The following is a 21,984-nucleotide window of genomic DNA, read 5'->3' as shown; positions in this document are numbered from 1 at the left end:
TAAAAGTGAGGTCAAATAATGAAAAAAATGCATGTTGAAAGTGAATTTGCACCGTTACGTTCAGTTGTTTTAGCACAATCGCAATTTTGTTTACCAGATAAATTTGATGAAGCTGATACGACTTTTTTAACAGAGGAAAATGCCCGTTTAACACAGAATAATGAAGGGCGCGATTTAGCAGACTTTGCACCAGAACAACAAGTGCGTTGGGAAAAAGAAAAAGAAGTCATGCAAGGAGTATTAGAATCTTATGGCGTAGAAGTATTTCGTCCACGTTTATTGACACCCTATGAAAAAGAACATGGCAAGGAATTGGGCGTAGGATATAGTAACTTCTTTTCACGAGATCCCTTTTTTACAATCGGTAACCTTTTAATAGAAGGAAACTTAAGATTCCAGCACCGTCGACAAGAAATTTTACCAATTCGTCCGATTATTCAGCAGTGGACACAAGAAGCAGAAGGTTATTATTTTGCTGCGCCACAACCTGACACTTCTGAGGGCGTTTTAAGTGAAGCAGGTCCCTTTATTGAAGGCGGTGATGTTTTAGTTCTAGGAAAAACAATTTTTGTGGGCTACTCTGGTTTGGCAAGTAACCTAGCAGGGATTCAATGGTTAGCCAATATGATTGGTCATTTTGGTTATGAAGTGGTGCCGGTTCGGTTACATCCGCATATTCTCCACTTAGATTGTGCGTTAAGCTTGTTGAGAGAAGGCTTGATGATTGTTTGTGAAGAGGCCTTTTTGGATGGAATCCCTGCACAATTAGCCAACTGGGAAAAAATTCACGTTACTTTGCAAGAAGCAGCGTATTTAGTGACAAATGGTCTACCGCTTAACGAAGAAACGTATATAACGGACCAATCGTTTACAACCTTAATTCCTCAAATAGAAGCAAAAGGTATCAAAGTTGAGGCAATTGATTACCATGTTTCTAGAATGTTAGGTGGTTCTTTCCGTTGTACAACGCAAGCGTTGATTAGAGAATAGTCAGCGAGTGATTATCAATTTTCGTAAGAAAAAATGTACGTTTTGTCTATGAAAACGATATAATTTTAGTTTTCACTATTTTTTTTAAAAATATTGAGGAAATTTTGATTTAATAAATGCGAGAAAACGTCAAAATGTCAGTATTTGTTACTGACATTTTGACGTTTTCTCGCTGTTTTTTTATAAAATCACTACTTTATAAGCGGGAGAAAACAGTATCTCATTTGAAAATTACGTTTTCAAAGACGTTAAAAGTCGTTGAAACCTTGCTATTATAATAAATTCAATTTTTTTGCATGAGGTGTTTAAAATTTGAAATCACAAGCAGGCTTTTTTTCGCTATACTTAGTTTACGTTCTACCGAGATAGAAAAGTTTTTCACTTTTTTATTCATTAATCAACCAAGATACTAAAGGAGAGAGTAAAATGAAGAAAAAAACATTGGTAACTTTATTTGCAGGAACAGCTATTTTAGGCGCAAGCATCGCTCCCGCAGCGGCACATGCAACAACGACTGGTACAACGTCAGCAAACGTAGAAATGACAAGTGGTTCATTACCTGATGGAACTGGTGATGGTGATGGAGATACACAAGATCCAGATCCTACAAATCCGAATACTAACTTTGATTTATTATATGTTCCAACAGAATTCAAATTTGCTGCGACAGAAGTTAGTTCTGATTTATCAGCGATTTCATTAGATGCAACTGGTACACAAACAAAACGCTATGGAGTTGGGGATGTTCGTGGAACACAAGCGGGTTGGTCAGTTACTGCCGGCGTTGCTGAAATGAAAAATGGCACTGCTACTTTAGAAGGCTCAATTACCTTTGCACAAACAGGAGCAGTAGCGAAATACGATGAAACAGCAAAAACATACTCCCGTGATGTAGCTGCCTTTGCAGCAGATCCAGGAAGTCCTGAATTTGCTGGAACAACTATTCCAGTAGGTGGAGCAGCTGTATCAATTGCTACAGCAGCAGTTGGTAAAGGTCAAGGTACATGGGATTCTGAATTATCAAATGTAAAATTAAACATTACAACACCTAGTTCACAAATTACAAATGGTGCGTATACAGGTAACGTAACTTGGACATTAGTGGCTGCGCCATAAAAAGTTACTAACGAGAATACTGCATTACTAGAAAAGGAGCTGCGCAGTGGTGCACGGCTCCTTTTCGATACATAGGAGGAACAAATAATGAAGACAATGCGCTGGCTAATCGTCACAGTTTTTATTTGTGTGATGGCATTAAGCATCCCTTCTGCTGTACAAGCAGAAGAAGCGGATGACAACATGAATACAAAATTTACAGTTAAACCCAATATTCCAGAGAATCAAGCGAAAAATACGCAATCCTACTACGATCTCATTGTGAAACCAGGACAAAAACAAGAAGTAGAACTGTCATTAATTAATAAAACAAATGAAGAATTAACGATTGATTTAAATTTGGCAAATGCTACGACGAATGACAATGGTTTAATTGTGTACAATGATTTCGAGAAAAAACCAGATGCAAGTTTGAAAGTACCCTTGACAACATTGATCAAATTGCCTGAGGAACACGTGAAAGTTCCCGCTAAGAAAACCGTAGCAGCCAAAATGACTGTCGAAATTCCAGAAAATGGTTTTCAGGGATTAGTCTTAGGTGGTGTCTACGCTTCGCTTGCAGAAGATGAAAAGGAAGAAAAAGGAAAATCAACGGGGTTAACCAGTCGATATGGGTTTAACGTAGCGATTGCTTTACGAACGTCAGAAGATACACCAATGTATCTAGCAGAGACTCTTCAATTAGTTAAATTAGTTCCGACCATTGCTTTAGGAAATAAATCGGTCCAAGCGGTTATTCAGAATCCGACATCCGCTATTTTTCCTGAAGTACGTTTAGAAGGAAAAGTAACGAAAAAAGGCGAAACGAAAGAATATGCCAAACGGATTTTACCAAGTGTTCGTTTCGCACCGAATTCGACGATGAACTTCCATTTAGATTTTGGGAAAGAAGATGTTCGTCCAGGAACCTATATTTTTGAAGGAAAAGCGGTCTTGAAAGAAGATGAACAACAAGTGTGGCCGTTTAAGCAAGAATTTACCATCAGTAGTCAAGAAGCCAAGAAATTAAACAAAGAAGCAGTAGTGAAATTGGTCCTACCGACTTGGTGGAATCAAGCTTTTTATGGATTGTTAGCTGCAACAATTGTGAGTCTAATTCTAGCTATTTGGCGTTTTACACAACAGAAAGCGATACTAAAACAACAAGCCTATTTACAACAAGAAAAACAGGCAGCCTTGAAAAATAGACAAGGAGTGCGCGATGATGATAGCGAAAAGTAAAGGATCACTTCTGGTGACATTGGGAATACTTTTAACCGTCAGCATTGCGATTCTGACCGCTTCTTCTGAGAGCTTTGCAGAAGAAGCGGGACAAACGAATATCGGTGTGACGTTTTATGGTGGGAAGGCACCCCTAAAAACGGAAGGTGGCACTAAGTCAACAGAACAACCAGTCACTAATAAAGATAAAAAAACGTCACAACAACAAGAAAAAGTGAGCAGAAAAAACACTGCTAAAACGAATCCCACAGCTGCACAGACGTTCTTACCAAGGACAGGTGAACGAAATAGCACATGGCTTTACAGCCTTGGTATTGCCTGTTTACTCGTAGTACTAATAAGTTTCTATTATTTGAATAAAAAAAGGAAAAAAGAAAAATAGATTGCCGTTTCTATAAATAAAATCAATTTGAAAAGGAGGCGTATTGATGGGGATTACGATGTGGATTTGGATTTGTGCCGGCTTGGCCGTCCTTTGTTTTGCTTTATTTTTACTATTCTTAGTAAGTAGCATGAATTTTGTTCATCAAGCAAAGCATAAGCAGTCTTTAGTAAAACAATCAATGTTTAGTTGGCTGCTTCTGGTGATGTGTGGCGGCTGGGTAGCGGTGGCTATTTTACTGAATATCGCATTACAAACACAATTAACATAAAGAAAACCCGTTGTAAGTTTTTAAGAAACTTGCAACGGGTTTTTGTTAACTTTAAAATAAAGAACGGTACAATTTATCAAAAAAGTATAGTAGACATTTGTACCCAACTTAGATAGAAAATAAAGCGCTACCATTATATGATGATTACAGGAGGAGGACACAGGCTGTGAATTATAAAATAAGTTATCTCCTTGACGAGTATGCAGGGCAAAAAATTGCGCTCTCTTTGGCTCAACAAATAACCGATCTTTCGCAACGAGAATTAGTGACGCAACTTTCGACAATAGGCGGAGAAGTTCAACAGAATACTGTCAGCATTCCAAGTCTTTCCGCAAATGAATGGGGGAAGCAACTTTTTCAACAACGTCAAGTGATCTATAGCGAAGCAGAAAGACAAGCACTCATTTTTTTACTCACTTATTCAGAGATCGAAGAACTATCAGTTTATCATTACCAAAATTTTTTAGACGTTTCGAAAGGCACTATTTTAGCGGACATCAAAAAAGTCCGACACCAACTAGCAACTGAAAACATTGCTTTATCCTACGAACGAAAACGAGGGTTTTACCTAGAAGGAGATGAATTTCGGATTCGTCGTTTCGGGAAAAATTGGCTTGCCCGCCTCTTACAACAAAAGTCGGGCACCTTCGCTTTATTTTGCTGGCTCAGTCAGCATCAAATGAGCCAATACGCAAAAATGCGTGACGGCATTCAATTAGCCGTCCAGGAAGCGCAGCTTCAACTAGTACCCAGCAGATTGGATGAAATTAGTTACTTTCTTGCTTTTTCTCAAAAAAGATTAGGCAAATATGGAACAGTCGTCTGGCCTGAGAACCAGTTAATTCAGTCCTTACGGGCTTATCCCGTCAGTCGTCGTATTTTAAGTGATTTAGTTGGGCCAGTGGCGAATGTAGAAACCGAGAGTCTTTTTTTCACGATTTGTTTAATGACAGCCTTGTAAGGAGAATTGCGAGATACGAAGTTAGAGTTTTTATTAGATATTTCTGGTGAAATTATTCGGAAAATGGAATTATTGGCCGTCGTTCAATTTGAGCAGCCTCGTGAATTGCTCATGAATGTGTATTATCATCTGGTTCCTGCCTATTTTCGAATTAACTATGGCTTTTACTTGCCGAATGTTTTAATCAAGGATATTCGACAATCGTATCGGTCGCTTTATCATCTTTGTGAACAAGCGTTAGCTCCTTTAGAAAAATTAACGAAACGGTCAATCCCGTCAGAGGAAATTGGTTTTTTTACCATATTATTTGGTGGAGAAATTTTCGGGCAAAAAAATGAACAGCGGCAAGAAAAGCTAAAAGCGCTAATTGTTTGTCCCAGTGGCATCAGTTCTTCGTTGATTTTGCAATCGGAATTGCGTCGGCTATTTCCAATGATTGAATTTAAAGAAACAAATGCGGTGAGGGAAATAGAGAATGTATCTGAAAAAAGCTATGACATCATTTTCTCAACGGTCCCTATTGAAACAGCCAAAAAGGTTTATCTTACCAAGCCCATTATGAGCTCTTTGGAGAAAAATCAATTGATGCACCAAGTACAATCAGATTGGCTATTGCCAGGTATTTCCATGCCAGATGTTAAAGATATTTTAGATGCGTTAAAACCTTATATTTCCTTAAAAAAAGGAGTCACAGAAGCGCAGTTATATCGTGTCTTGCATCGTAAAATGAACAAAATTTTAGAAAAAGAGGAGGATCTGCGTCCAATGTTATCGGAATTATTAACAACAGAAACAGTCCAAGTCCTGCCTGAAGTTGCAGACTGGCGAGCGGGAATTACAGAAGCTGCCAAGCCGTTATTAAAAAATGGCAGTATTACGGAAAAGTACATTGATGCAATGATTCAAAAAGTTGAATCGTTTGGGCCATTTATCCATATCTGTCCAGACGTAGCATTGCCTCATGCGCGACCAGAAGATGGCGTTAATCAGTTAGGCATGTCATTACTAAAAATCCAAAAAAGTGTCGATTTATTAGAAGATCCTAAGCATGAAATTCACCTTTTTATTTGTTTAGCTGCTTCAGATAACGAAACACATTTACGGGCCTTATCTAGTCTGACAAAAATTCTATCAAAAAAAGAATCATTACATCGCTTAGTGGCGGCTGAAACCGTCCCAGAAATACTATCAATTATCCAAGAAGGAGAGAAATAAGATGAAGATTTTTACAGTTTGTCAAAGTGGTTTAGGAACAAGTTTTATGGTGCAAATGAATATCCAACAAATTTTAGAGGAAGTCGGTGTTGATACAGATAGTTTTCAAATTGATCACACAGATGTCGGGAGTGCCAGTGGCGATATGGCTGATTACTTCTTTGTCGAAAAAACATTGCAAGATGCTTTAGGGTCAATTCCTGATGAAAAAATCATTCCTTTAAATGCGATTATTGATTACGATGAAACGAAGGAGAAAGTCTTGAAAGTTTTAGATGACAATGGCATTGCACATCAATAAGAAGGAGGAAAAACATGGAAACTTTATTGAATTTATTTGTTTCAATTGTTAGCCAACCAGCGATTCTGGTTTCATTAATTGCTTTGTTGGGATTAGTTTTACAGAAAAAGAAATTTTCTGATGTTGTTCAAGGAACGTTGAAAACATTCGTCGGCTTCTTAGTTTTAATTGGTGGCGCAGGGCTATTGGCGAACTCATTAACGCCCTTTGCGGAGATGTTCCAAACCGCATTAAATACACAAGGAGTGGTACCTAGTAATGAAGCAGTTGTAGCGATTGCCTTGCAACAATATGGGACACCAACTGCTCTGATTATGTTGGTGGGCATGGTTGTTAATATTCTGTTGGCGCGTTTTACACGTTTTAAATATATCTTTTTGACAGGTCAAGCGATGATGTACGTTTCGTGTTTGACAGCCGTTATTTTAGTGGGGGCCGGTTTTAGCGTTAGTTTGCCAATGATTCTTTTAGGTGGTTTATTTGAAGGAACTTTATTAACAGTGACACCTGCTCTTTGTCAGCCCTTTATGAAACAAATTACCGGAAATGATAAAGTAGCAATGGGGCATACAGGGAATATTGGTTATGCGGCAAGTGGCTTTATTGGAAAAGTCTTTGGGAATAAAGAAAAGTCAACGGAAGATATTAAAATTCCTAAAAGTTTTGGTTTTTTAAGAGACTCAACCATCTCAATTATGATTTTGATGTCGATTGTCTATGTGATTTTGGCTTTGCTGGCTGGGACAGGCTATGTCGAGCATGAGTTAAGCAATGGCGAAAATGCGATTATCTTTTCATTAATTCAAGCAGGAACCTTTACGGCTGGTTTCGTTGTGGTTTTACAGGGTGTGCGGATGGTTTTAGGAGAAATTGTGCCAGCTTTCCAAGGAATTGCTAAAAAATTAGTGCCTAATTCTAAACCAGCACTTGATGTTCCCATTATCTTTCCTTATGCGCCAAATGCTGTCTTGATTGGGTTCTTTGTGAGCTTTATTGTGGGAACTATTTCAATGTTAGCGATGGTTGGTCTGAATACCACTGTGATTATACCAGGCGTTGTTGGGCACTTTTTCTGTGGTGCCGCGGCAGGTGTTTTTGGAAATTCCACAGGGGGACGTCGGGGAGCGATTTTAGGGGCTGCGTTTAATGGCTTATTAATTAGTTGGTTACCGTTATTTATTTTACCAGTCTTGGGTGATTTACAGTTAGCATCCTCAACGTTTGCGGATACAGATTATTTAATCCCAGGCCTATTTTTAGGCAAATTAGGTGAGGCAGGTCCGAGTCTTTTAGTAGGAGGAATCATTGCTTTTGTAGTGGTTGTTCTTTTGGCTAGCGCTGTTTTGACTATGCGGGAGAAAAAAGTCGCCGAAGAAAACTAAGTGTTTTGTTCTAAAAAAAGGCAAGTGGGACAGAAGTCGTTTTGACTTCTGTCCCACTTGCCTTTTACCATTGTTCTTGGATAAACTGTGCAATTTGTTTCCGCGCTTGTCGTCCTTCTGGCAAGTATTGTTTCATTGCGAAAACGTGTTGCATGCCAGGCACCAATCGGCAAGTATCTTGTGGTCGTGGCCCTAATTGTTTTAAAAATTGGTGATAGGAAGGACAAAAAACTTCATGTGTGCCGCCCACGAAAAAAAGTGGCGGAAATTTTTGATAATCAAAGGACAAGCAATTTAAAGAAAGCGTGGAGTGATTGGCCGTGTCGTCAATCTCTTGGGCAATTAATTGTAAATAGTTCATGCCAATCATTTTGTCCTTTTTTTGATAACTTTTGGCAACAGGAATGTCTAAATGTCCATCTAACCAAGGAGAAATTAAAACAGCAGCTTTGGGTAAGCGTTCAGGGAAATCGGTGGCTAAATTCTGCAATACGTTTAAAACCAATGTGCCACCAGCAGAATCACCTAATAAAATAACATCTTCGGGATCATAATGATGTAAAATTTCTTGATAAGCAGCATAGCAATGATTATAAATATCAGCAAAAGACTTATTTGGTGCTAATGGATATACAGGGATAAAATAATCTGTTGCAAAAGAGAGATCTTCAATTAGTTTATAACTAAAGTCTAATTGGCTATAGGCGAGATTCAATGTAAAGCCCCCACCATGCAGGTACAGTACAGCTTTCTTGGTAGGTGCAATAACGGAGTTTGACATGCGATACATCGTAGGAAATTGAGTCATTTCTTGAAGAGGAAAAAGATGACGTAAATGTTTTGGCAAAGTTACTTGTTCATTTAATGATCGTTGCCAATGATAAAAAGCCTTGGTGACTTTCGGATTTCGTTCAAGTCGAGCAATTTGGGAAAGACGTAAAGAATCTTCAAAAAGACAGGCTTTTAAGGATTTTTGACGAGAACGTGCGTGAAACAAATATGCGCTAGCTAACAACAAACCAATCGATTTCTTTTTCAATTAAGGCCCTCCATTCAGCAAAAAGTAAATCATTTTTTCTACAGTATAACATTTTAAAAGTAGAACAACGAAATTTGTTGAAGGGATGAAAGGACGGTTTAAACGAATGTACGTATTTATTTGTGGTTGCGTAAAGTAAATGATTGTAGTAAATTAAATGAGATTAAGAGGTCCGGTGAATGGGCGCGTTCACGGCAAGGAGAGAAGTAGGATGACAAATAAAAAGGTTACAATTAAAGATGTTGCCAATGATTCAGGGGTCTCCATTACTACCGTTTCACAAATTTTAAACGGGAATGGGGCACGGTTTAGTGGGAAAACGGTCGAAAAAGTATTGGCTGCAAAAGAGCGATTAAACTATCAGCCCGACTATTTTGCGCAACGTATGGTGATGAAAAAAAGTAAGACGATTGGCGTAATCGTACCTGATATTACCAATCCATTTTTCGCTCAATTGATTCGAGGAATTGAAAGTGTTTTATACAAAGAAAATTTTATACTGATGTTATGCAATGCGGACCAAGATGTTACAAGAGAACATGAATATTTAACAGAGTTGATTCGTCGTAGTGTCGATGGCTTTGTGATTGCAAGTTCTGAAATTTCCAATCAAACGATTAATGAAACGCTACGTGCGAAAAAGATTCCGTTTATTGTACTTGACCAAAAAAAAGCAGAAGGCTTTAGCGACGCTGTTTTGACAGACGATTATAGAGGTGGGCAACTAGCAGCAAAGCATTTACAAGAGCAACGACATGAACAAGTCATCGTGGTAATGCCACCACATGCGCCAGTCAATATTCAACAACGGTTAAAAGGTTTTTGTTCTGTTTATACGGAAAAGGTCCAGTTGATCGAAACAGAATTATCAAAAACCGGCGGCTACCAAGCTGTCCCCGAAATTTTAAAAACAGAGAGCACCGGAATTTTTGCTATCAATGATGAAATTGCTTTTGGTTTATATCGAGGATTAGCAGAAGCGGGCAAAAAAATTCCTGAGGATTATAGTATTATTGGTTATGACAATGTTGATATGTGCGAGTATGTTTCGCCGCCGCTAACAACAATTGCTCAACCTGTTTTTCAATTGGGGCAAACTACGGCGACTTTATTATTGGAAAGAATCCATCAGCCTGCAAAAGATTGGGAGGAGCAAACCTTGCCTGTCCAACTGATTGAACGATTTTCGACAGCACCCTTGAAATAGCTTTCAAGGTGTGCTATATTTTTGTTGTGGAATTAAAACGTTTTACTAAAACGTTTTAATTAGAATAAAAAAATAAATTTTATTGAGGTGGATGAAAATGAACGCGGTTACAATTATCGGAAGTATCAATTTAGACACAACATTAAGAGTCAAAGAAATGCCAAAACCAGGCGAAACAATTCACGCCATTGAACATTTTACAGCGGGCGGTGGTAAAGGAGCAAATCAAGCAGTCGCAGCGAAACGTTCAGGCGCAGAAACATATTTTATTGGTGCTGTGGGAAATGATGGCGCTGGAGCTATGATGACTGATTTAATGAGTCAAGATGAAATTAATTTAACTGGGGTCACCACTTTAGAAAAAACAGCTACTGGCCAAGCCTTTATTATGGTAGATAACGCTGGTGAAAATAGCATTATGATTTACGCGGGAGCCAATAACGCCTTTACGCCAAAACAAGTCCAGGAACATCAAGAAATTATTGAAAAAAGTGATTTTGTGATTGCCCAATTTGAAAGTGCGATTGATAGTACGATTGCAGCGTTTAAAATTGCTAAAAAAGCAGGCGTCAAAACGATTTTAAATCCCGCACCTGCGTTAGAACAAGTTCCTGAAGAATTACTAAACGTTACAGATATGATTGTACCAAATGAAACAGAAACCGAAATTTTAACAGGCATTAAAATCACAGATGAAGCGAGTATGCGTAAAGCCGCAGAAGCACTTCATCAATTAGGGATTGAAGCAGTAATTATTACAGTAGGTAGTAAAGGCGCCTTTTATGACGTCAATGGACGAAGTGGTATTGTGCCTGCTTTTAAAGTGAAAGCGGTTGATACAACGGCTGCTGGCGATACTTTTATTGGCGCATTAAGTAGTATATTAGAGAAAGATTTTAGCAATTTGGAAGAAGCTATTCGTTATGGAAACAAGGCGTCCTCGTTGACTGTTCAACGTTTTGGAGCCCAACCTTCGATTCCTTATCAACACGAATTGGCAGACAAATAAAAAGGAGCGAGCGACATGAAAAAAACAAAAGTTATTAATTCAGATATTTCCCGCGTTATCGCACAAATGGGTCATTTTGATAAATTAAGTATTGGTGATGCAGGCATGCCAGTGCCTCGAACTACAGAAAAAATTGATTTAGCAGTTACCAATGGCGTCCCTAGTTTTATGGAAGTTTTAAACAATGTTCTTGAGGAATTGGCAGTTCAACGAATTTATTTAGCAGAAGAAATTAAAACAGAAAATCCTGACATGTTGACAGCAATTAAAACTCGTTTACCAGAAACTCCCATCAGTTTTATTCCTCATACAGAAATGAAACAAGAATTAAACAACTGCCATGCATTTATTCGGACAGGGGAAATGACCCCTTACGCAAATATTTTATTAGAAAGTAACGTTGTCTTTTAAACGAGAGAGGGGAAATAGAGATGAATGCGACTGCATTATTAATCGGTTTAGGACCGCTTCTAGGTTGGGGGCTTTTCCCAACAATCGCTTCCAAAATTGGTGGTCGTCCAGTGAATCAAATTCTCGGTACCAGTTTAGGAACATTAATTTTTGCCGCTATTTTTTCAATGATTAATGGTTTGGCTTTTCCAGCGGGCATGGATTTATTCTTTTCAATTTTATCTGGTGTCGGTTGGGCCTGTGCGCAAATCATTACATTTAAATGCTTCACGATGATTGGGTCATCACGTGCTATGCCAGTAACGACCGCGTTCCAACTTTTAGGTGCTTCTCTCTGGGGTGTCTTTTTCTTAGGAAACTGGCCAGGTGCGACAGCCAAATTGTTAGGCGCATTTGCCTTAGTGTTAATCATGATTGGTGCCAAAATGACGGTCTGGTCGGAAACGGAGTCCGCTGAGAGTGCTGGAATTATGAAAAAAGCAGTTCTTCTATTAGCCGTTGGTGAAATCGGCTATTGGGCGTACTCTGCAGCACCACAAGCGACGGCAATTGATGGCATGCATGCCTTTTTACCACAAGCAATAGGCATGGTAATTGTGGCAGTTATTTACTCAGCAGTTGTCACTATTAAGGGTGGGGAAACATCCCCATTTATAGAAGCTGTTTCTTACAAACAAATTTTTTCAGGCTTTTTCTTCGCCTTTGCAGCGTTAACTTATTTAATTTCAGCGCAGCCAGATATGAACGGCTTGGCAACTGGCTTTATTCTATCCCAAACATCAGTTGTGCTTGCAACGTTGACAGGTATTTGGTTCTTAGGTCAAAAGAAAACAGCCAAGGAAATGACCGTAACGCTTATCGGCTTAGTTTTGATTTTGGCAGCAGCTACGATCACAGTGATGATTTAAAAAAGTATTCAACGACCTATTATTCAGGGCGTTGAATACTTTTTTTTATTTGTTCTAAAAATAATGCAGCAGCTGTGGAAAGAACCGTATTTTTGCGCCAAATTAAACTAATTTTGGCTGTTAAAGCAGGATATAGCGGGATAAAACGTAAATTTGTTTGCTTTGTTTCTAGAATACCATCAATGCTTAGGGCGCTACCTAGCCCAGCTTCTACCATCAGTGAAGCGTTGTAAAGTAAGTTGTAGGTCCCAACGATTCGGAACTGATCTAGACTTGCTTCGAGCCAATCAGAGAGTTGGCTCGGAACTTGTGCTTGTCGAGAAATAAATAAAGGTTCTTCTTTTAAATCGGCTGCAGTAATAACATTTTTAGTGGCTAAGGGATGGTCCTTTACAGTAATTAAGCCCCATGTATCTACAATTGGTAATGTTAAATAGCTATATTTTTGTTTAGGTGCAGGCTCAATAATTAAACCAAAATCTAATAATCCTTTGTCTAGCCGTTCTATTACATCATCTGCATTCCCACTGTATAAATGAAGGTGAATATCAGCTGAGTGCTGGCTTGTTATTTGTTGTAGTGCATTCGCTAAAAAAGACATAGCTTTTGTTTCGCCACCACCAATCGTGATTTCGCCATTAATGAATTCATTTTGCGACAAGTTGGTGACTGTTTTATTCGCTAAGCTTAAAATATCTTGCCCTTGTTTAGCTAAATATTCTCCTTCAGGTGTTAATTGTATTTGTCGATTTCCTCGTATAAATAATGTCACGCCTAATTCTTCCTCTAATTCTTTTAATTGCTTAGATAATGTTGGTTGTGATACATGCAATTGTTTGGCTGCGCCACTAATCGTTTTTTCTTGGACCACTGCTAAGAAATAGTGAATCACTCGTAATTCCATTACTTTCCCTCCTATAACTAAAACGCATGCTTATCTATTTATTATAAGTATTAGACAGAGGAGTTGTCACGTATTACGATAAATTTAGCAAAAGGAGGCGATTAGGAATGCTTACAAAAAATCTCCAAGAACTAATTGCAACAGGTAGCATTGATAAAGATGAACCACTATTTCAACTTATTCATCAGATTCAAGAGGAAAATAGTCGCTATTTAATAGAATTAAATCAACAAGCCTATACACATAATGAAGTAAGGAATCTTCTTGCCACGATTATCCAAGACAAAATTGACGAAACCGTTACGATTTTATTGCCTTTTTATACAGATTTTGGACGCAATATACATTTTGGTAAAAATATTTTTATTAATCGGGCAGCTATGTTTGTTGATTTAGGGGGCATTATAATTGAAGACAATGTTTTAATTGGTCCGCGCGTTAATCTCTTAAGTGTCAATCATCCGGAACTGCCAATGAAACGGCGAGGTGTATTGCTAGCACCAATTACCATTAAAAAATTTGCGTGGTTAGGCGCGGGTGTCACTGTTTTACCAGGTATTACGATTGGTGAAAATGCTATCGTAGCAGCTAATGCGACTGTAACTAAAGATGTGCCAGCTAACGCTATTGTTGCAGGAACACCAGCTAAAATTATTCGTTGGATTCAGGAAGATAAGGAGGAAATATAATGAAATCATTATCAGAAAAAGTTATTGTTATCATGGGCGCTTCCAGTGGCATCGGTGAGGCAACAGCCCGTTTACTTGCCAGAAAAGGAGCGAAGTTAGTCATTGCAGCACGTCGACAAGAACGTTTAATTGCTATAAAAAAAGAACTTCCTGAAGCAACGATTCTCGTGCAACAAGCAGATGTAACGAAAGAAGAGGAAGTTCAGCGTGTAATCAAGCTTACAATGGAAAAATATGGACGAATTGATGTTCTTTTTAACAATGCAGGAGTTATGCCAACGGCGCCTCTTATTGAAGCACCAAAAGGAGAATGGCGTCAAATGCTAGATATTAATATTATGGGTGTTTTAAATGGCATTGCGGCAGTTCTTCCAATTATGGTTGAACAAAAATCAGGGCAGATTATTGCTACTGATTCTGTGGCAGGACATGTCGTTTATCCAGATTCGGCTGTCTACTGTGGAACAAAGTTTGCTGTTCGAGCAATTATGGAAGGATTGCGACAAGAACAAAGAGAGAATAACATTAAATCAACGATTATTTCACCAGGTGCTGTACAAACAGAACTTTATCAAACAATTTCTAATCGAGTAGTAGCTGAAACGTTACATCTAGAACAGTTAAGTTGGGGCTTAAAGGCGGAAGACATTGCGCAAGCGGTGGTCTTTGCCATAGACACGCCAGATCGTATGTCAATCAGTGAAATGGTTGTTCGCCCGACCACACAAACGATTTAAAAAAAGTATTCCTAGAAAGGAATACTTTTTTTAAATCGTGATTGTTCGTTTTTTACAGAATTTAGAATTTGATATTTACTTATTTGTTGGTTTATTATATGATTAAACACGTTGTTTCATTAATAAATTGAATATTTTACGAACATTGTAAAATGTTTAGATTTTAGGAGGACGGAACATGAAAGAAAAAATAAGTTCATATTTTGAACTTGAACAATTGAATACGAATATGAAACGAGAAATGTTAGCTGGTTTCACCACATTTATCTCAATGGCGTATATTTTGTTCGTTAATCCAACCGTACTTGGTGCTTCTGGCATGGACGAAGGCGCTGTTTTTACTGCCACCGCTTTAGCGAGTGCCTTAGGTTGTATTTTAATGGGTGTGTTGGCGAAATATCCGATTGCGACAGCACCAGCTTTAGGAATTAATGCATTCTTTGCTTATTCAGTCTCTGTTGGTATGGGGATTCCTTGGCAAACGACATTAGCAGGCGTTTTTGTGGCTTCATTGATATTTATTTTAATTACAATTTTTAAATTACGCGAGCTAATTATTGATGCAATTCCTGCAGACTTGAAATTTGCTATTTCAGGTGGGATCGGGTTGTTTATTGCTTTTCTTGGTTTAAGCCAAGGTGGCTTAATTGTGGCAAATGATGCGACACTCGTTGGCTTAGGACCTTTGAATGTTGGTTCAACGTGGGTCACCATTGTCGGCTTAGTCGTAACTGCAATTTTGTTAGTTCGTCGAGTGCCTGGTGGTATTTTTATTGGAATGGCGATTTCAACGATTGTTGGTTTAGCGACAGGCGTTATTCCAATGCCTGATAAGATTATTTCAAGCGCGCCAAGTTTAGAACCAACATTTTTAGTGGCGTTAGGACATGTGAAAGATATCAATACGATTCAAATGTGGGTCGTGGTTTTAACGTTCCTATTAGTAACATTCTTTGATACGGCTGGTACGTTGGTGGGCTTAGCCAATCAAGCAGGTTTTATGAAGGACAATAAAATGCCGCGTGTGGGGAAAGCTTTAGCCGCTGATTCAACAGCGATGTTAGCTGGTTCTCTACTAGGGACATCGCCAGTTGGCGCATATGTCGAATCATCTGCGGGGATTGCTGTGGGTGGTCGTTCAGGAATCACAGCTATTACAACAGGGATTTTATTTATTTTCAGCTTGCTATTTTCTCCTTTGTTAGCAGTTGTCACTTCGCAAGTTACAGCACCAGCGTTGATTATTGTTGGTGTTTTGATGGCACAATCCTTAAGCAAAATTAAATGGAACGAAATGGAAATTGCAATCCCTTCCTTCTTAATCTTGTTAGGAATGCCATTGACATACAGCATTTCAGATGGGATTGCCTTAGGCTTTATCTTCTATCCAATTACAATGATTGCGGCAAAACGCGGGAAAGAAGTTTCGCCAATTATGTATGGCTTGTTCTTTGTTTTTGTCGGATTCATGTGGATCCTGAATGCGCAATAAGCAAGAGAGAAAGTTATCAAATAGTTGATTCATAAGTTCATTGTCTTATGAATCAACTATTTTTTTTCGACTAAGCACTAGAAAAACGCCCCTTATTTGATGTATAATTTGCAAAGACATTGACCTGTGAAGATACAGGAACAGAGAGGAATTAATTGAGTGAAGTATACAGAAATTATGGTTCGCTATGGCGAATTATCAACTAAAGGAAAAAATCGTAAAACGTTTATCATGCAGTTAGCACAAAATGTGAAACGTGCGTTAGCTGATTTTCCAGCATTGAAAATCCATGCAGATCGAGATAGAATGCATATTTTATTAAATGGGGAAGATAGTGAAGAAGTGATTCCGAAACTAAGTAAAGTGTTTGGAATTCAAAATTTTTCGCCAAGTATTCGTATTGAAAAAGAAATGCCAGCGATTCGTGCAATGGTTCAAGAGGTTGTTCGGGAAGTTTATACGCCAGGTAAGACGTTTAAAATTACTGCTAAACGCTCGGACCATTCATTTGAACTTGATTCAAATGGCTTGAATCAAGAATTAGGTGGGGCAGTTATTGAAGCCATTCCGGAAATTCAAGTACAAATGAAAAAGCCTGATATTAACTTAAGAATTGAAATTCGTAAAGATGCGGCGTATTTATCTTATGAAACGATTCGCGGTGCGGGTGGATTGCCAGTGGGCACCAGTGGTCGTGGTATGTTGATGTTGTCAGGAGGCATTGATTCACCAGTTGCTGGTTATTTAGCTATGAAACGTGGCGTGGAAGTGGAAGCTGTCCATTTTGCTAGTCCGCCTTATACAAGTGAACAAGCGTTACAAAAGGCTAAAGATTTAGCTGAAAAATTAGTCCCTTATGTAGGAACTATTCAATTTATTGAAGTGCCCTTTACAGAAATTCAAGAAGAAATAAAACGAGTTGTTCCCCAAGGCTACTTAATGACCATTACACGACGTTTAATGTTACGCTTAACAGATGCAATTCGTGAAATGCGGAAAGGTTTAGTCATTATTAATGGTGAATCGTTAGGACAAGTGGCTTCGCAAACACTTCAAAGTATGGTAGCAATTAATGAGGTTACCTCAACACCGATAATTCGACCCGTTGTTTCAATGGATAAGACAGAAATTATCGAAATTGCCGAAAAAATTGACACGTTTGAATTAGCCATCCAACCCTTCGAAGATTGTTGTACAATTTTTGCGCCACCGCAACCGAAAACACGACCTCGCTTGGATAAAGCGCAAGATTATGAAGCGCGCTTAGACTTGGAAGGTTTAATGGCTCGGGCCTTAGAAGGACTCAAAATTACAGAGATTTCAGCAGAAACAGTGAAAGATAAACAAGAAGACGAATTTGCAGATTTCCTATAAGAAATAAATACAGTGACGGTCGCTTAGACGTCACTGTATTTATTTTGTACTTATTTCACAAACAAGTTGCTCGGAGAGGGGAACCGTGATAAACTGAATATGTGAAGTAGGTAACAAGGGGGACAGAGGATGGAGAAAAAAATGCCTAAAGCAACGGCAAAACGTTTGCCGGTTTATTTACGTTATTTAAAAATGTTAGGGGATTCTGGTGTTAAACGCATTAAATCACGAGAGTTTAGTGAAATGATCCAGATTCCTTCTGCAACGATTCGGCGTGATTTTTCCCACGTTGGTGAACTGGGCCGAAGCGGTTATGGTTACGATGTGCCGTATTTAATTGAGGTATTTAGTAATATTTTAAATACGCAAGAAGAAAAAAGAATTGCTCTGATTGGTTGTGGCAATTTAGGCAAGGCATTATTAAAAAATAATTTTAGACGCAACGAGAATTTGAATATTGTCTGTGCTTTTGATAATGATTCAGCTTTAGTTGGCACCACGATTAATGGATTATTAGTTCATGATATGTCTGAGTTAGAAGCATTCGTTCGACAAGAAGGGGTCACGGTAGCCATTTCTACAGTACCAAGTCACCATGCCCAAAAAGCCATCGACAAAATTGTTCAAGCGGGTGTGACTGCGATTTTAAATTTTGCGCCAGACCGTGTCAGTGTGCCAGCCAACGTTAGTGTGCAGTATATTGATTTAACAACGGAACTGCAAACACTGATTTATTTTAATGAAACTTTTTCACTAGCAAATAGCCCAAAGCAATAAAATTGTCTTCATAAAAATCCTCTACTATACTTATTATTGAAAGTGGAAAAGGAGGATTTCAGAATGAATGTTACAAGAAAAGGGCACGTATTAGAATTGACAGGTGAACAGCCCGAAGTTGGCACAAAAGCCCCCGTCTTTTCTTTGAAAAATTTAAACAACCAAGAAATCAACTTGGCAGATTATAAAGGTAAAACGGTTTTAATTAGTGTGGTTCCTGATATCGACACACGTGTTTGTTCACTGCAAACGAAACGTTTCAATCAAGAAGCGGCGAAATTAGACGGTGTTCAGATTATCACGATTTCCAATAACACAGTTGAAGAACAAGCAAATTGGTGTGCCGCTGAGGGTGTCGAAATGGAAATGCTTCATGATACTGAAGACTCATTTGGTGCAGCTTATGGTTTGTATATTCCAGAAATGGGCCGTTTAGCACGTGCTATTTTTGTGATTGACCCAGAAGGAACGTTAGTTTATGAAGAAATCGTCTCAGAAGTTTCGTCGGAACCCGATTATCAACAAGCGTTAGAAGCTGCAAAAAAAGTGTAATCCCTCTAGATTACAAATTGACTTTGCTTGCGCTTCATTGTAGAATGAAGCAAAGACAGCGAACAAGAGGAGTATCATTGGTGTCGTTTTAGAGAAAAAGTCGTTCAGGTGCAAGACTTTTACACAACCAGTGAGAAGGTAGCTTGTGAGTCAATGGTTTGAACACAGTACGTTAGTAGAACGATTCGTTTCGTGAACGTTATCTCACGAATGAGTGGCATTTGAATGAATTCAATTCAAATGCAATTTAGGTGGTACCGCGTAAATAAGATGAATCTACGCCCTAAAATACGAAAGTATTTTAGGGCGTATTTTAGTGTTTAGCCCAAAAAAACTCATTTGTAAAATAATTACCGCTCCAAATCGCGTATTTTAAGAAAGAAGGGGAAAAAATGTCAGAAGAAAAAAACTTACCAACGAAATATCAACCGACAGAAATCGAAGCTGGCCGTTATCAAAAATGGCTAGATCAAGATTTATTTAAACCAAGTGGCGACAAAAAAGCGAAGCCCTATTCAATTGTTATTCCACCACCCAATGTAACAGGAAAACTACACTTAGGGCATGCTTGGGATACAACATTACAAGATATGATTATCCGCCAAAAAAGAATGCAAGGCTTTGATACGTTATGGCTACCAGGAATGGACCATGCCGGAATTGCCACGCAAGCAAAAGTAGAAGAGAAACTAGCACAACAAGGAATTTCACGTTACGACTTAGGTCGTGAAAAATTTGTTGATCAAGTGTGGGAATGGAAAGAAGAATATGCTTCTCACATTCGTGAACAGTGGGCAAAAATGGGCCTTTCTTTAGATTACAGCCGTGAACGTTTTACTTTAGATGAAGGGTTATCTGAGGCCGTTCGTAAAGTGTTTGTCTCTCTTTACGAGAAAGATTTGATTTACCGTGGTGAATATATCATTAACTGGGATCCAAAAGCGAAAACAGCATTGTCTGATATTGAAGTAATCCATAAAGATATTGAAGGAGCTTTTTACCACATGAGCTACCCATTATCAGATGGTTCTGGCGTTGTTGAAATTGCGACAACGCGTCCTGAAACAATGTTGGGAGATACGGCGATTGCGGTCCATCCAGAAGATGAACGGTATCAGGAACTTATTGGTAAGACAGTTGTCTTGCCATTAGTCGATAAAGAAATTCCAATTATTGCAGATGACTATGTAGATATGGAATTTGGAACAGGGGTTGTAAAAATCACACCTGCCCATGATCCAAATGACTTTGAAGTCGGTAATCGTCATGACTTACCTCGAGTAAATGTTATGAACGAAGACGGCACGATGAATGAACTGGCTGGAAAATATGAAGGAATGGATCGTTTTGCTGCACGTAAAGCGATTGTCTCTGACTTGAAAGAACTAGGTCGCTTAATTAAGATCGAAACAATGAATCACAGCGTGGGCCATTCAGAACGAACAGGCGTTGTCGTGGAACCACGTTTATCGACCCAATGGTTTGTAAAAATGGGACCACTAGCTGAAAAAGCAATGAAAAATCAAGAAACAGAAGACGCTGTTGAATTTTATCCACCACGCTTCAATCAAACATTTTTACGTTGGATGGAAAATGTACATGATTGGGTTATTTCGCGACAATTATGGTGGGGCCATCAAATTCCTGCTTGGTATCACAAAGAAACGGGCGAGATGTATGTTGGAATGGAAGCACCAGCCGACAGTGAAAACTGGGTTCAAGATAGTGATGTCTTAGATACATGGTTTAGTTCTGCATTATGGCCATTTTCAACGATGGGCTGGCCGGACGAAGCAAGCGAAGATTATCAACGTTACTTCCCAACAAGCACATTAGTTACTGGCTATGACATCATCTTCTTCTGGGTGAGTCGTATGATTTTCCAAAGTTTAGAGTTTACAGGTGAACGTCCCTTCCAAAATGTCTTAATTCACGGCTTAATTCGTGATGAGCAAGGACGCAAAATGAGTAAATCATTGGGGAATGGGATTGATCCAATGGATGTCATCGAAAAATATGGTGCAGATGCGTTACGTTGGTTCTTATCAAATGGTTCAGCTCCAGGTCAAGATGTTCGTTTTAGTTATGAAAAAATGGATGCTTCTTGGAACTTTATCAATAAGATCTGGAATGCAAGTCGCTTCGTTATCATGAATGTAGAAGGTATGACTGCTGCAGATATTGACTTTAGTGGTGAAAAGACTGTCGCTGATCGTTGGATTTTAACGCGCTTAAACGAAACAGTCGCCCGTGTGACAGAATTATTTGATCGTTTTGAATTCGGTGAAGCAGGTCGCCAATTATACAACTTCATCTGGGATGATTTCTGTGATTGGTATATTGAAATGAGTAAAGAAATTCTTTACGGAGACAATGAAGTAGCTAAACAAACAACACGGAGCATCTTGGTGTACACATTGGATCAAATCTTACGCTTATTACATCCAATTATGCCGTTTGTAACAGAAGAAATTTGGGAAAAAATTCCGCATCAAGGTGAGTCATTGGTTGTGGCAGAGTATCCAGTTGTGCATGAAGAATTTAACGATGAAGCAGCAGCTCGAGGAATGGAAGTTCTGAAAGAAGTCATTCGTTCAGTTCGGAATATTCGAGCAGAAGTGAATACACCACTTTCTAAACCAATTACTTTGTTAATTAAAACAAACGATACAGAAGTAGAAGAATTTTTAACAGCTAATACTAGCTACTTGGAACGCTTCTGTAACCCAGAGGAATTAGTCATCAGTCGTGAAATAGAAGCGCCAGAATTAGCCATGTCCGCTGTTTTAACAGGCGCAGAACTATTCCTACCATTAGCTGGTTTGATTAATATTGAAGAAGAAATTGCTCGCTTAGAAAAAGAATTAGACAAATGGACAAAAGAAGTCAAACGTGTGCAAGGCAAACTTTCAAATGAACGTTTTGTGTCAAATGCACCAGATGAGGTCGTGGAAGCAGAACGTGCAAAAGAAAAAGACTACCTTGAAAAACAAGAGGCTGTCAAAGAACGGATTGCCCATTTACGTTCAATCTAAAAAAGAAAAGA

20 protein-coding genes, 1 pseudogene and 1 other annotated feature are annotated in these 21,984 nt (G+C 38.6%); of the genes and pseudogenes, 19 read left to right on the top strand and 2 right to left on the bottom strand.

The window, feature by feature from the left end; translation table 11 throughout:
• Positions 1-18: 18 nt before the first annotated feature.
• From IGJ41_RS12085 to IGJ41_RS12050, 8 genes and pseudogenes are all read left to right on the top strand, one after another.
• The gene (locus IGJ41_RS12085) at positions 19-990 is read left to right on the top strand and encodes a dimethylarginine dimethylaminohydrolase family protein (protein ID WP_104855695.1); all 972 of its coding nucleotides are present in this window, start codon (positions 19-21) and stop codon (positions 988-990) included.
• A gap of 426 nt (positions 991-1,416) precedes the next feature.
• Complete coding sequence (locus IGJ41_RS12080) at positions 1,417-2,106, top strand: WxL domain-containing protein (RefSeq protein ID WP_438714506.1); 690 nt, start codon at positions 1,417-1,419, stop codon at positions 2,104-2,106.
• Positions 2,107-2,193: 87 nt separating this feature from the next.
• The gene (locus IGJ41_RS12075; RefSeq protein ID WP_002415867.1) at positions 2,194-3,327 is read left to right on the top strand and encodes a DUF916 and DUF3324 domain-containing protein; all 1,134 of its coding nucleotides are present in this window, start codon (positions 2,194-2,196) and stop codon (positions 3,325-3,327) included.
• Positions 3,308-3,709 carry an LPXTG cell wall anchor domain-containing protein gene (locus tag IGJ41_RS12070; protein ID WP_173963977.1) on the top strand — a complete coding sequence of 134 codons (402 nt, stop codon included), beginning with the start codon at positions 3,308-3,310 and terminating at the stop codon, positions 3,707-3,709. Before IGJ41_RS12075 ends, IGJ41_RS12070 begins: the two co-directional genes overlap by 20 nt.
• Before the next feature lie 46 nt (positions 3,710-3,755).
• Positions 3,756-3,980, top strand: a complete 225-nt coding sequence (locus tag IGJ41_RS12065) for a hypothetical protein (RefSeq protein ID WP_104855606.1) — start codon at positions 3,756-3,758, stop codon at positions 3,978-3,980.
• A 166-nt stretch (positions 3,981-4,146) separates the two neighbouring features.
• Positions 4,147-6,156, top strand: a pseudogene (locus tag IGJ41_RS12060) (BglG family transcription antiterminator).
• A gap of 1 nt (position 6,157) precedes the next feature.
• A complete protein-coding gene (locus tag IGJ41_RS12055) occupies positions 6,158-6,457 on the top strand; it encodes a PTS sugar transporter subunit IIB (RefSeq protein ID WP_104855609.1) in 300 nt (99 codons plus the stop codon).
• 14 nt (positions 6,458-6,471) lie between these two features.
• A complete protein-coding gene (locus IGJ41_RS12050) occupies positions 6,472-7,839 on the top strand; it encodes a PTS ascorbate transporter subunit IIC (protein WP_002355097.1) in 1,368 nt (455 codons plus the stop codon).
• Positions 7,840-7,903: 64 nt separating this feature from the next.
• Here the strand turns inward: IGJ41_RS12050 and IGJ41_RS12045 are convergent, their stop codons facing one another.
• On the bottom strand, positions 7,904-8,878 hold the full coding sequence (locus IGJ41_RS12045) for an alpha/beta hydrolase (RefSeq protein WP_104855610.1): 975 nt from the start codon (positions 8,876-8,878) through the stop codon (positions 7,904-7,906).
• A 211-nt stretch (positions 8,879-9,089) separates the two neighbouring features.
• Here IGJ41_RS12045 and rbsR point away from each other — a divergent pair, with 211 nt between their 5' ends.
• The 4 genes from rbsR to rbsU all read left to right on the top strand — a co-directional run bounded on the left by rbsR (position 9,090) and on the right by rbsU (position 12,413).
• Positions 9,090-10,085, top strand: coding sequence for a ribose utilization transcriptional repressor RbsR (gene rbsR, locus IGJ41_RS12040; RefSeq protein ID WP_002414145.1), 996 nt, complete (start codon positions 9,090-9,092; stop codon positions 10,083-10,085).
• Positions 10,086-10,176: 91 nt separating this feature from the next.
• On the top strand, positions 10,177-11,094 hold the full coding sequence (rbsK, locus tag IGJ41_RS12035; protein ID WP_002381157.1) for a ribokinase: 918 nt from the start codon (positions 10,177-10,179) through the stop codon (positions 11,092-11,094).
• Positions 11,095-11,109: 15 nt separating this feature from the next.
• Positions 11,110-11,505: a D-ribose pyranase gene (gene rbsD, locus IGJ41_RS12030; protein ID WP_002355102.1), complete on the top strand. Its 396-nt coding sequence runs from the start codon at positions 11,110-11,112 to the stop codon at positions 11,503-11,505.
• A gap of 20 nt (positions 11,506-11,525) precedes the next feature.
• The gene (gene rbsU / locus IGJ41_RS12025) at positions 11,526-12,413 is read left to right on the top strand and encodes a ribose/proton symporter RbsU (protein ID WP_108120212.1); all 888 of its coding nucleotides are present in this window, start codon (positions 11,526-11,528) and stop codon (positions 12,411-12,413) included.
• 19 nt (positions 12,414-12,432) lie between these two features.
• Here the strand turns inward: rbsU and IGJ41_RS12020 are convergent, their stop codons facing one another.
• Positions 12,433-13,317, bottom strand: a complete 885-nt coding sequence (locus IGJ41_RS12020) for a LysR family transcriptional regulator (RefSeq protein WP_002365269.1) — start codon at positions 13,315-13,317, stop codon at positions 12,433-12,435.
• A 107-nt stretch (positions 13,318-13,424) separates the two neighbouring features.
• Between IGJ41_RS12020 and IGJ41_RS12015 the strand changes: the two genes are divergently transcribed.
• From IGJ41_RS12015 to IGJ41_RS11985, 7 genes are all read left to right on the top strand, one after another.
• Positions 13,425-14,006 carry a DapH/DapD/GlmU-related protein gene (locus IGJ41_RS12015; protein ID WP_002355105.1) on the top strand — a complete coding sequence of 194 codons (582 nt, stop codon included), beginning with the start codon at positions 13,425-13,427 and terminating at the stop codon, positions 14,004-14,006.
• A complete protein-coding gene (locus tag IGJ41_RS12010) occupies positions 14,006-14,743 on the top strand; it encodes an SDR family oxidoreductase (protein ID WP_002359155.1) in 738 nt (245 codons plus the stop codon). Before IGJ41_RS12015 ends, IGJ41_RS12010 begins: the two co-directional genes overlap by 1 nt.
• A 178-nt stretch (positions 14,744-14,921) precedes the next feature.
• On the top strand, positions 14,922-16,235 hold the full coding sequence (locus tag IGJ41_RS12005) for an NCS2 family permease (protein WP_002355107.1): 1,314 nt from the start codon (positions 14,922-14,924) through the stop codon (positions 16,233-16,235).
• Between the two features lie 159 nt (positions 16,236-16,394).
• A complete protein-coding gene (gene thiI, locus IGJ41_RS12000; protein WP_207491815.1) occupies positions 16,395-17,609 on the top strand; it encodes a tRNA uracil 4-sulfurtransferase ThiI in 1,215 nt (404 codons plus the stop codon).
• Between the two features lie 129 nt (positions 17,610-17,738).
• On the top strand, positions 17,739-18,386 hold the full coding sequence (locus tag IGJ41_RS11995) for a redox-sensing transcriptional repressor Rex (RefSeq protein WP_002365189.1): 648 nt from the start codon (positions 17,739-17,741) through the stop codon (positions 18,384-18,386).
• Positions 18,387-18,449: 63 nt separating this feature from the next.
• Entirely contained in the window at positions 18,450-18,938 is a 489-nt protein-coding gene (gene tpx / locus IGJ41_RS11990; protein WP_002367321.1) for a thiol peroxidase, read from the top strand.
• A 49-nt stretch (positions 18,939-18,987) separates the two neighbouring features.
• Positions 18,988-19,227, top strand: a binding site (T-box leader).
• Positions 19,228-19,330: 103 nt separating this feature from the next.
• Positions 19,331-21,973 (top strand): valine--tRNA ligase, encoded by a 2,643-nt coding sequence (locus tag IGJ41_RS11985; RefSeq protein WP_173963927.1) that lies wholly within the window; start codon positions 19,331-19,333, stop codon positions 21,971-21,973.
• The last annotated feature ends 11 nt before the right edge of the window (positions 21,974-21,984 follow it).

Source organism: Enterococcus sp. DIV1537a (assembly GCF_051712085.1).
Classification (GTDB): domain Bacteria; phylum Bacillota; class Bacilli; order Lactobacillales; family Enterococcaceae; genus Enterococcus; species Enterococcus faecalis.
The sequence above is the reverse complement of the archived record's forward strand: the minus strand, read 5'-3'. Positions and strand labels throughout refer to the sequence as shown.

Excerpts from the sequence above, each read along its gene's own strand:
- rbsD (WP_002355102.1), top strand. The coding sequence starts at position 11,110 with ATGAAAAAAACAAAAGTTATTAATTCAGATATTTCCCGCGTTATCGCA.
- IGJ41_RS12010 (WP_002359155.1), top strand. The coding sequence starts at position 14,006 with ATGAAATCATTATCAGAAAAAGTTATTGTTATCATGGGCGCTTCCAGT.
- IGJ41_RS12085 (WP_104855695.1), top strand. The coding sequence starts at position 19 with ATGAAAAAAATGCATGTTGAAAGTGAATTTGCACCGTTACGTTCAGTT.
- IGJ41_RS12080 (WP_438714506.1), top strand. The coding sequence starts at position 1,417 with ATGAAGAAAAAAACATTGGTAACTTTATTTGCAGGAACAGCTATTTTA.
- IGJ41_RS12070 (WP_173963977.1), top strand. The coding sequence starts at position 3,308 with ATGATGATAGCGAAAAGTAAAGGATCACTTCTGGTGACATTGGGAATA.
- IGJ41_RS12020 (WP_002365269.1), bottom strand. The coding sequence starts at position 13,317 with ATGGAATTACGAGTGATTCACTATTTCTTAGCAGTGGTCCAAGAAAAA.
- IGJ41_RS12050 (WP_002355097.1), top strand. The coding sequence starts at position 6,472 with ATGGAAACTTTATTGAATTTATTTGTTTCAATTGTTAGCCAACCAGCG.
- rbsU (WP_108120212.1), top strand. The coding sequence starts at position 11,526 with ATGAATGCGACTGCATTATTAATCGGTTTAGGACCGCTTCTAGGTTGG.
- rbsK (WP_002381157.1), top strand. The coding sequence starts at position 10,177 with ATGAAAATGAACGCGGTTACAATTATCGGAAGTATCAATTTAGACACA.
- rbsR (WP_002414145.1), top strand. The coding sequence starts at position 9,090 with ATGACAAATAAAAAGGTTACAATTAAAGATGTTGCCAATGATTCAGGG.
- IGJ41_RS11985 (WP_173963927.1), top strand. The coding sequence starts at position 19,331 with ATGTCAGAAGAAAAAAACTTACCAACGAAATATCAACCGACAGAAATC.
- tpx (WP_002367321.1), top strand. The coding sequence starts at position 18,450 with ATGAATGTTACAAGAAAAGGGCACGTATTAGAATTGACAGGTGAACAG.
- IGJ41_RS12065 (WP_104855606.1), top strand. The coding sequence starts at position 3,756 with ATGGGGATTACGATGTGGATTTGGATTTGTGCCGGCTTGGCCGTCCTT.
- IGJ41_RS12055 (WP_104855609.1), top strand. The coding sequence starts at position 6,158 with ATGAAGATTTTTACAGTTTGTCAAAGTGGTTTAGGAACAAGTTTTATG.
- IGJ41_RS12015 (WP_002355105.1), top strand. The coding sequence starts at position 13,425 with ATGCTTACAAAAAATCTCCAAGAACTAATTGCAACAGGTAGCATTGAT.
- IGJ41_RS12075 (WP_002415867.1), top strand. The coding sequence starts at position 2,194 with ATGAAGACAATGCGCTGGCTAATCGTCACAGTTTTTATTTGTGTGATG.
- IGJ41_RS12005 (WP_002355107.1), top strand. The coding sequence starts at position 14,922 with ATGAAAGAAAAAATAAGTTCATATTTTGAACTTGAACAATTGAATACG.
- IGJ41_RS11995 (WP_002365189.1), top strand. The coding sequence starts at position 17,739 with ATGGAGAAAAAAATGCCTAAAGCAACGGCAAAACGTTTGCCGGTTTAT.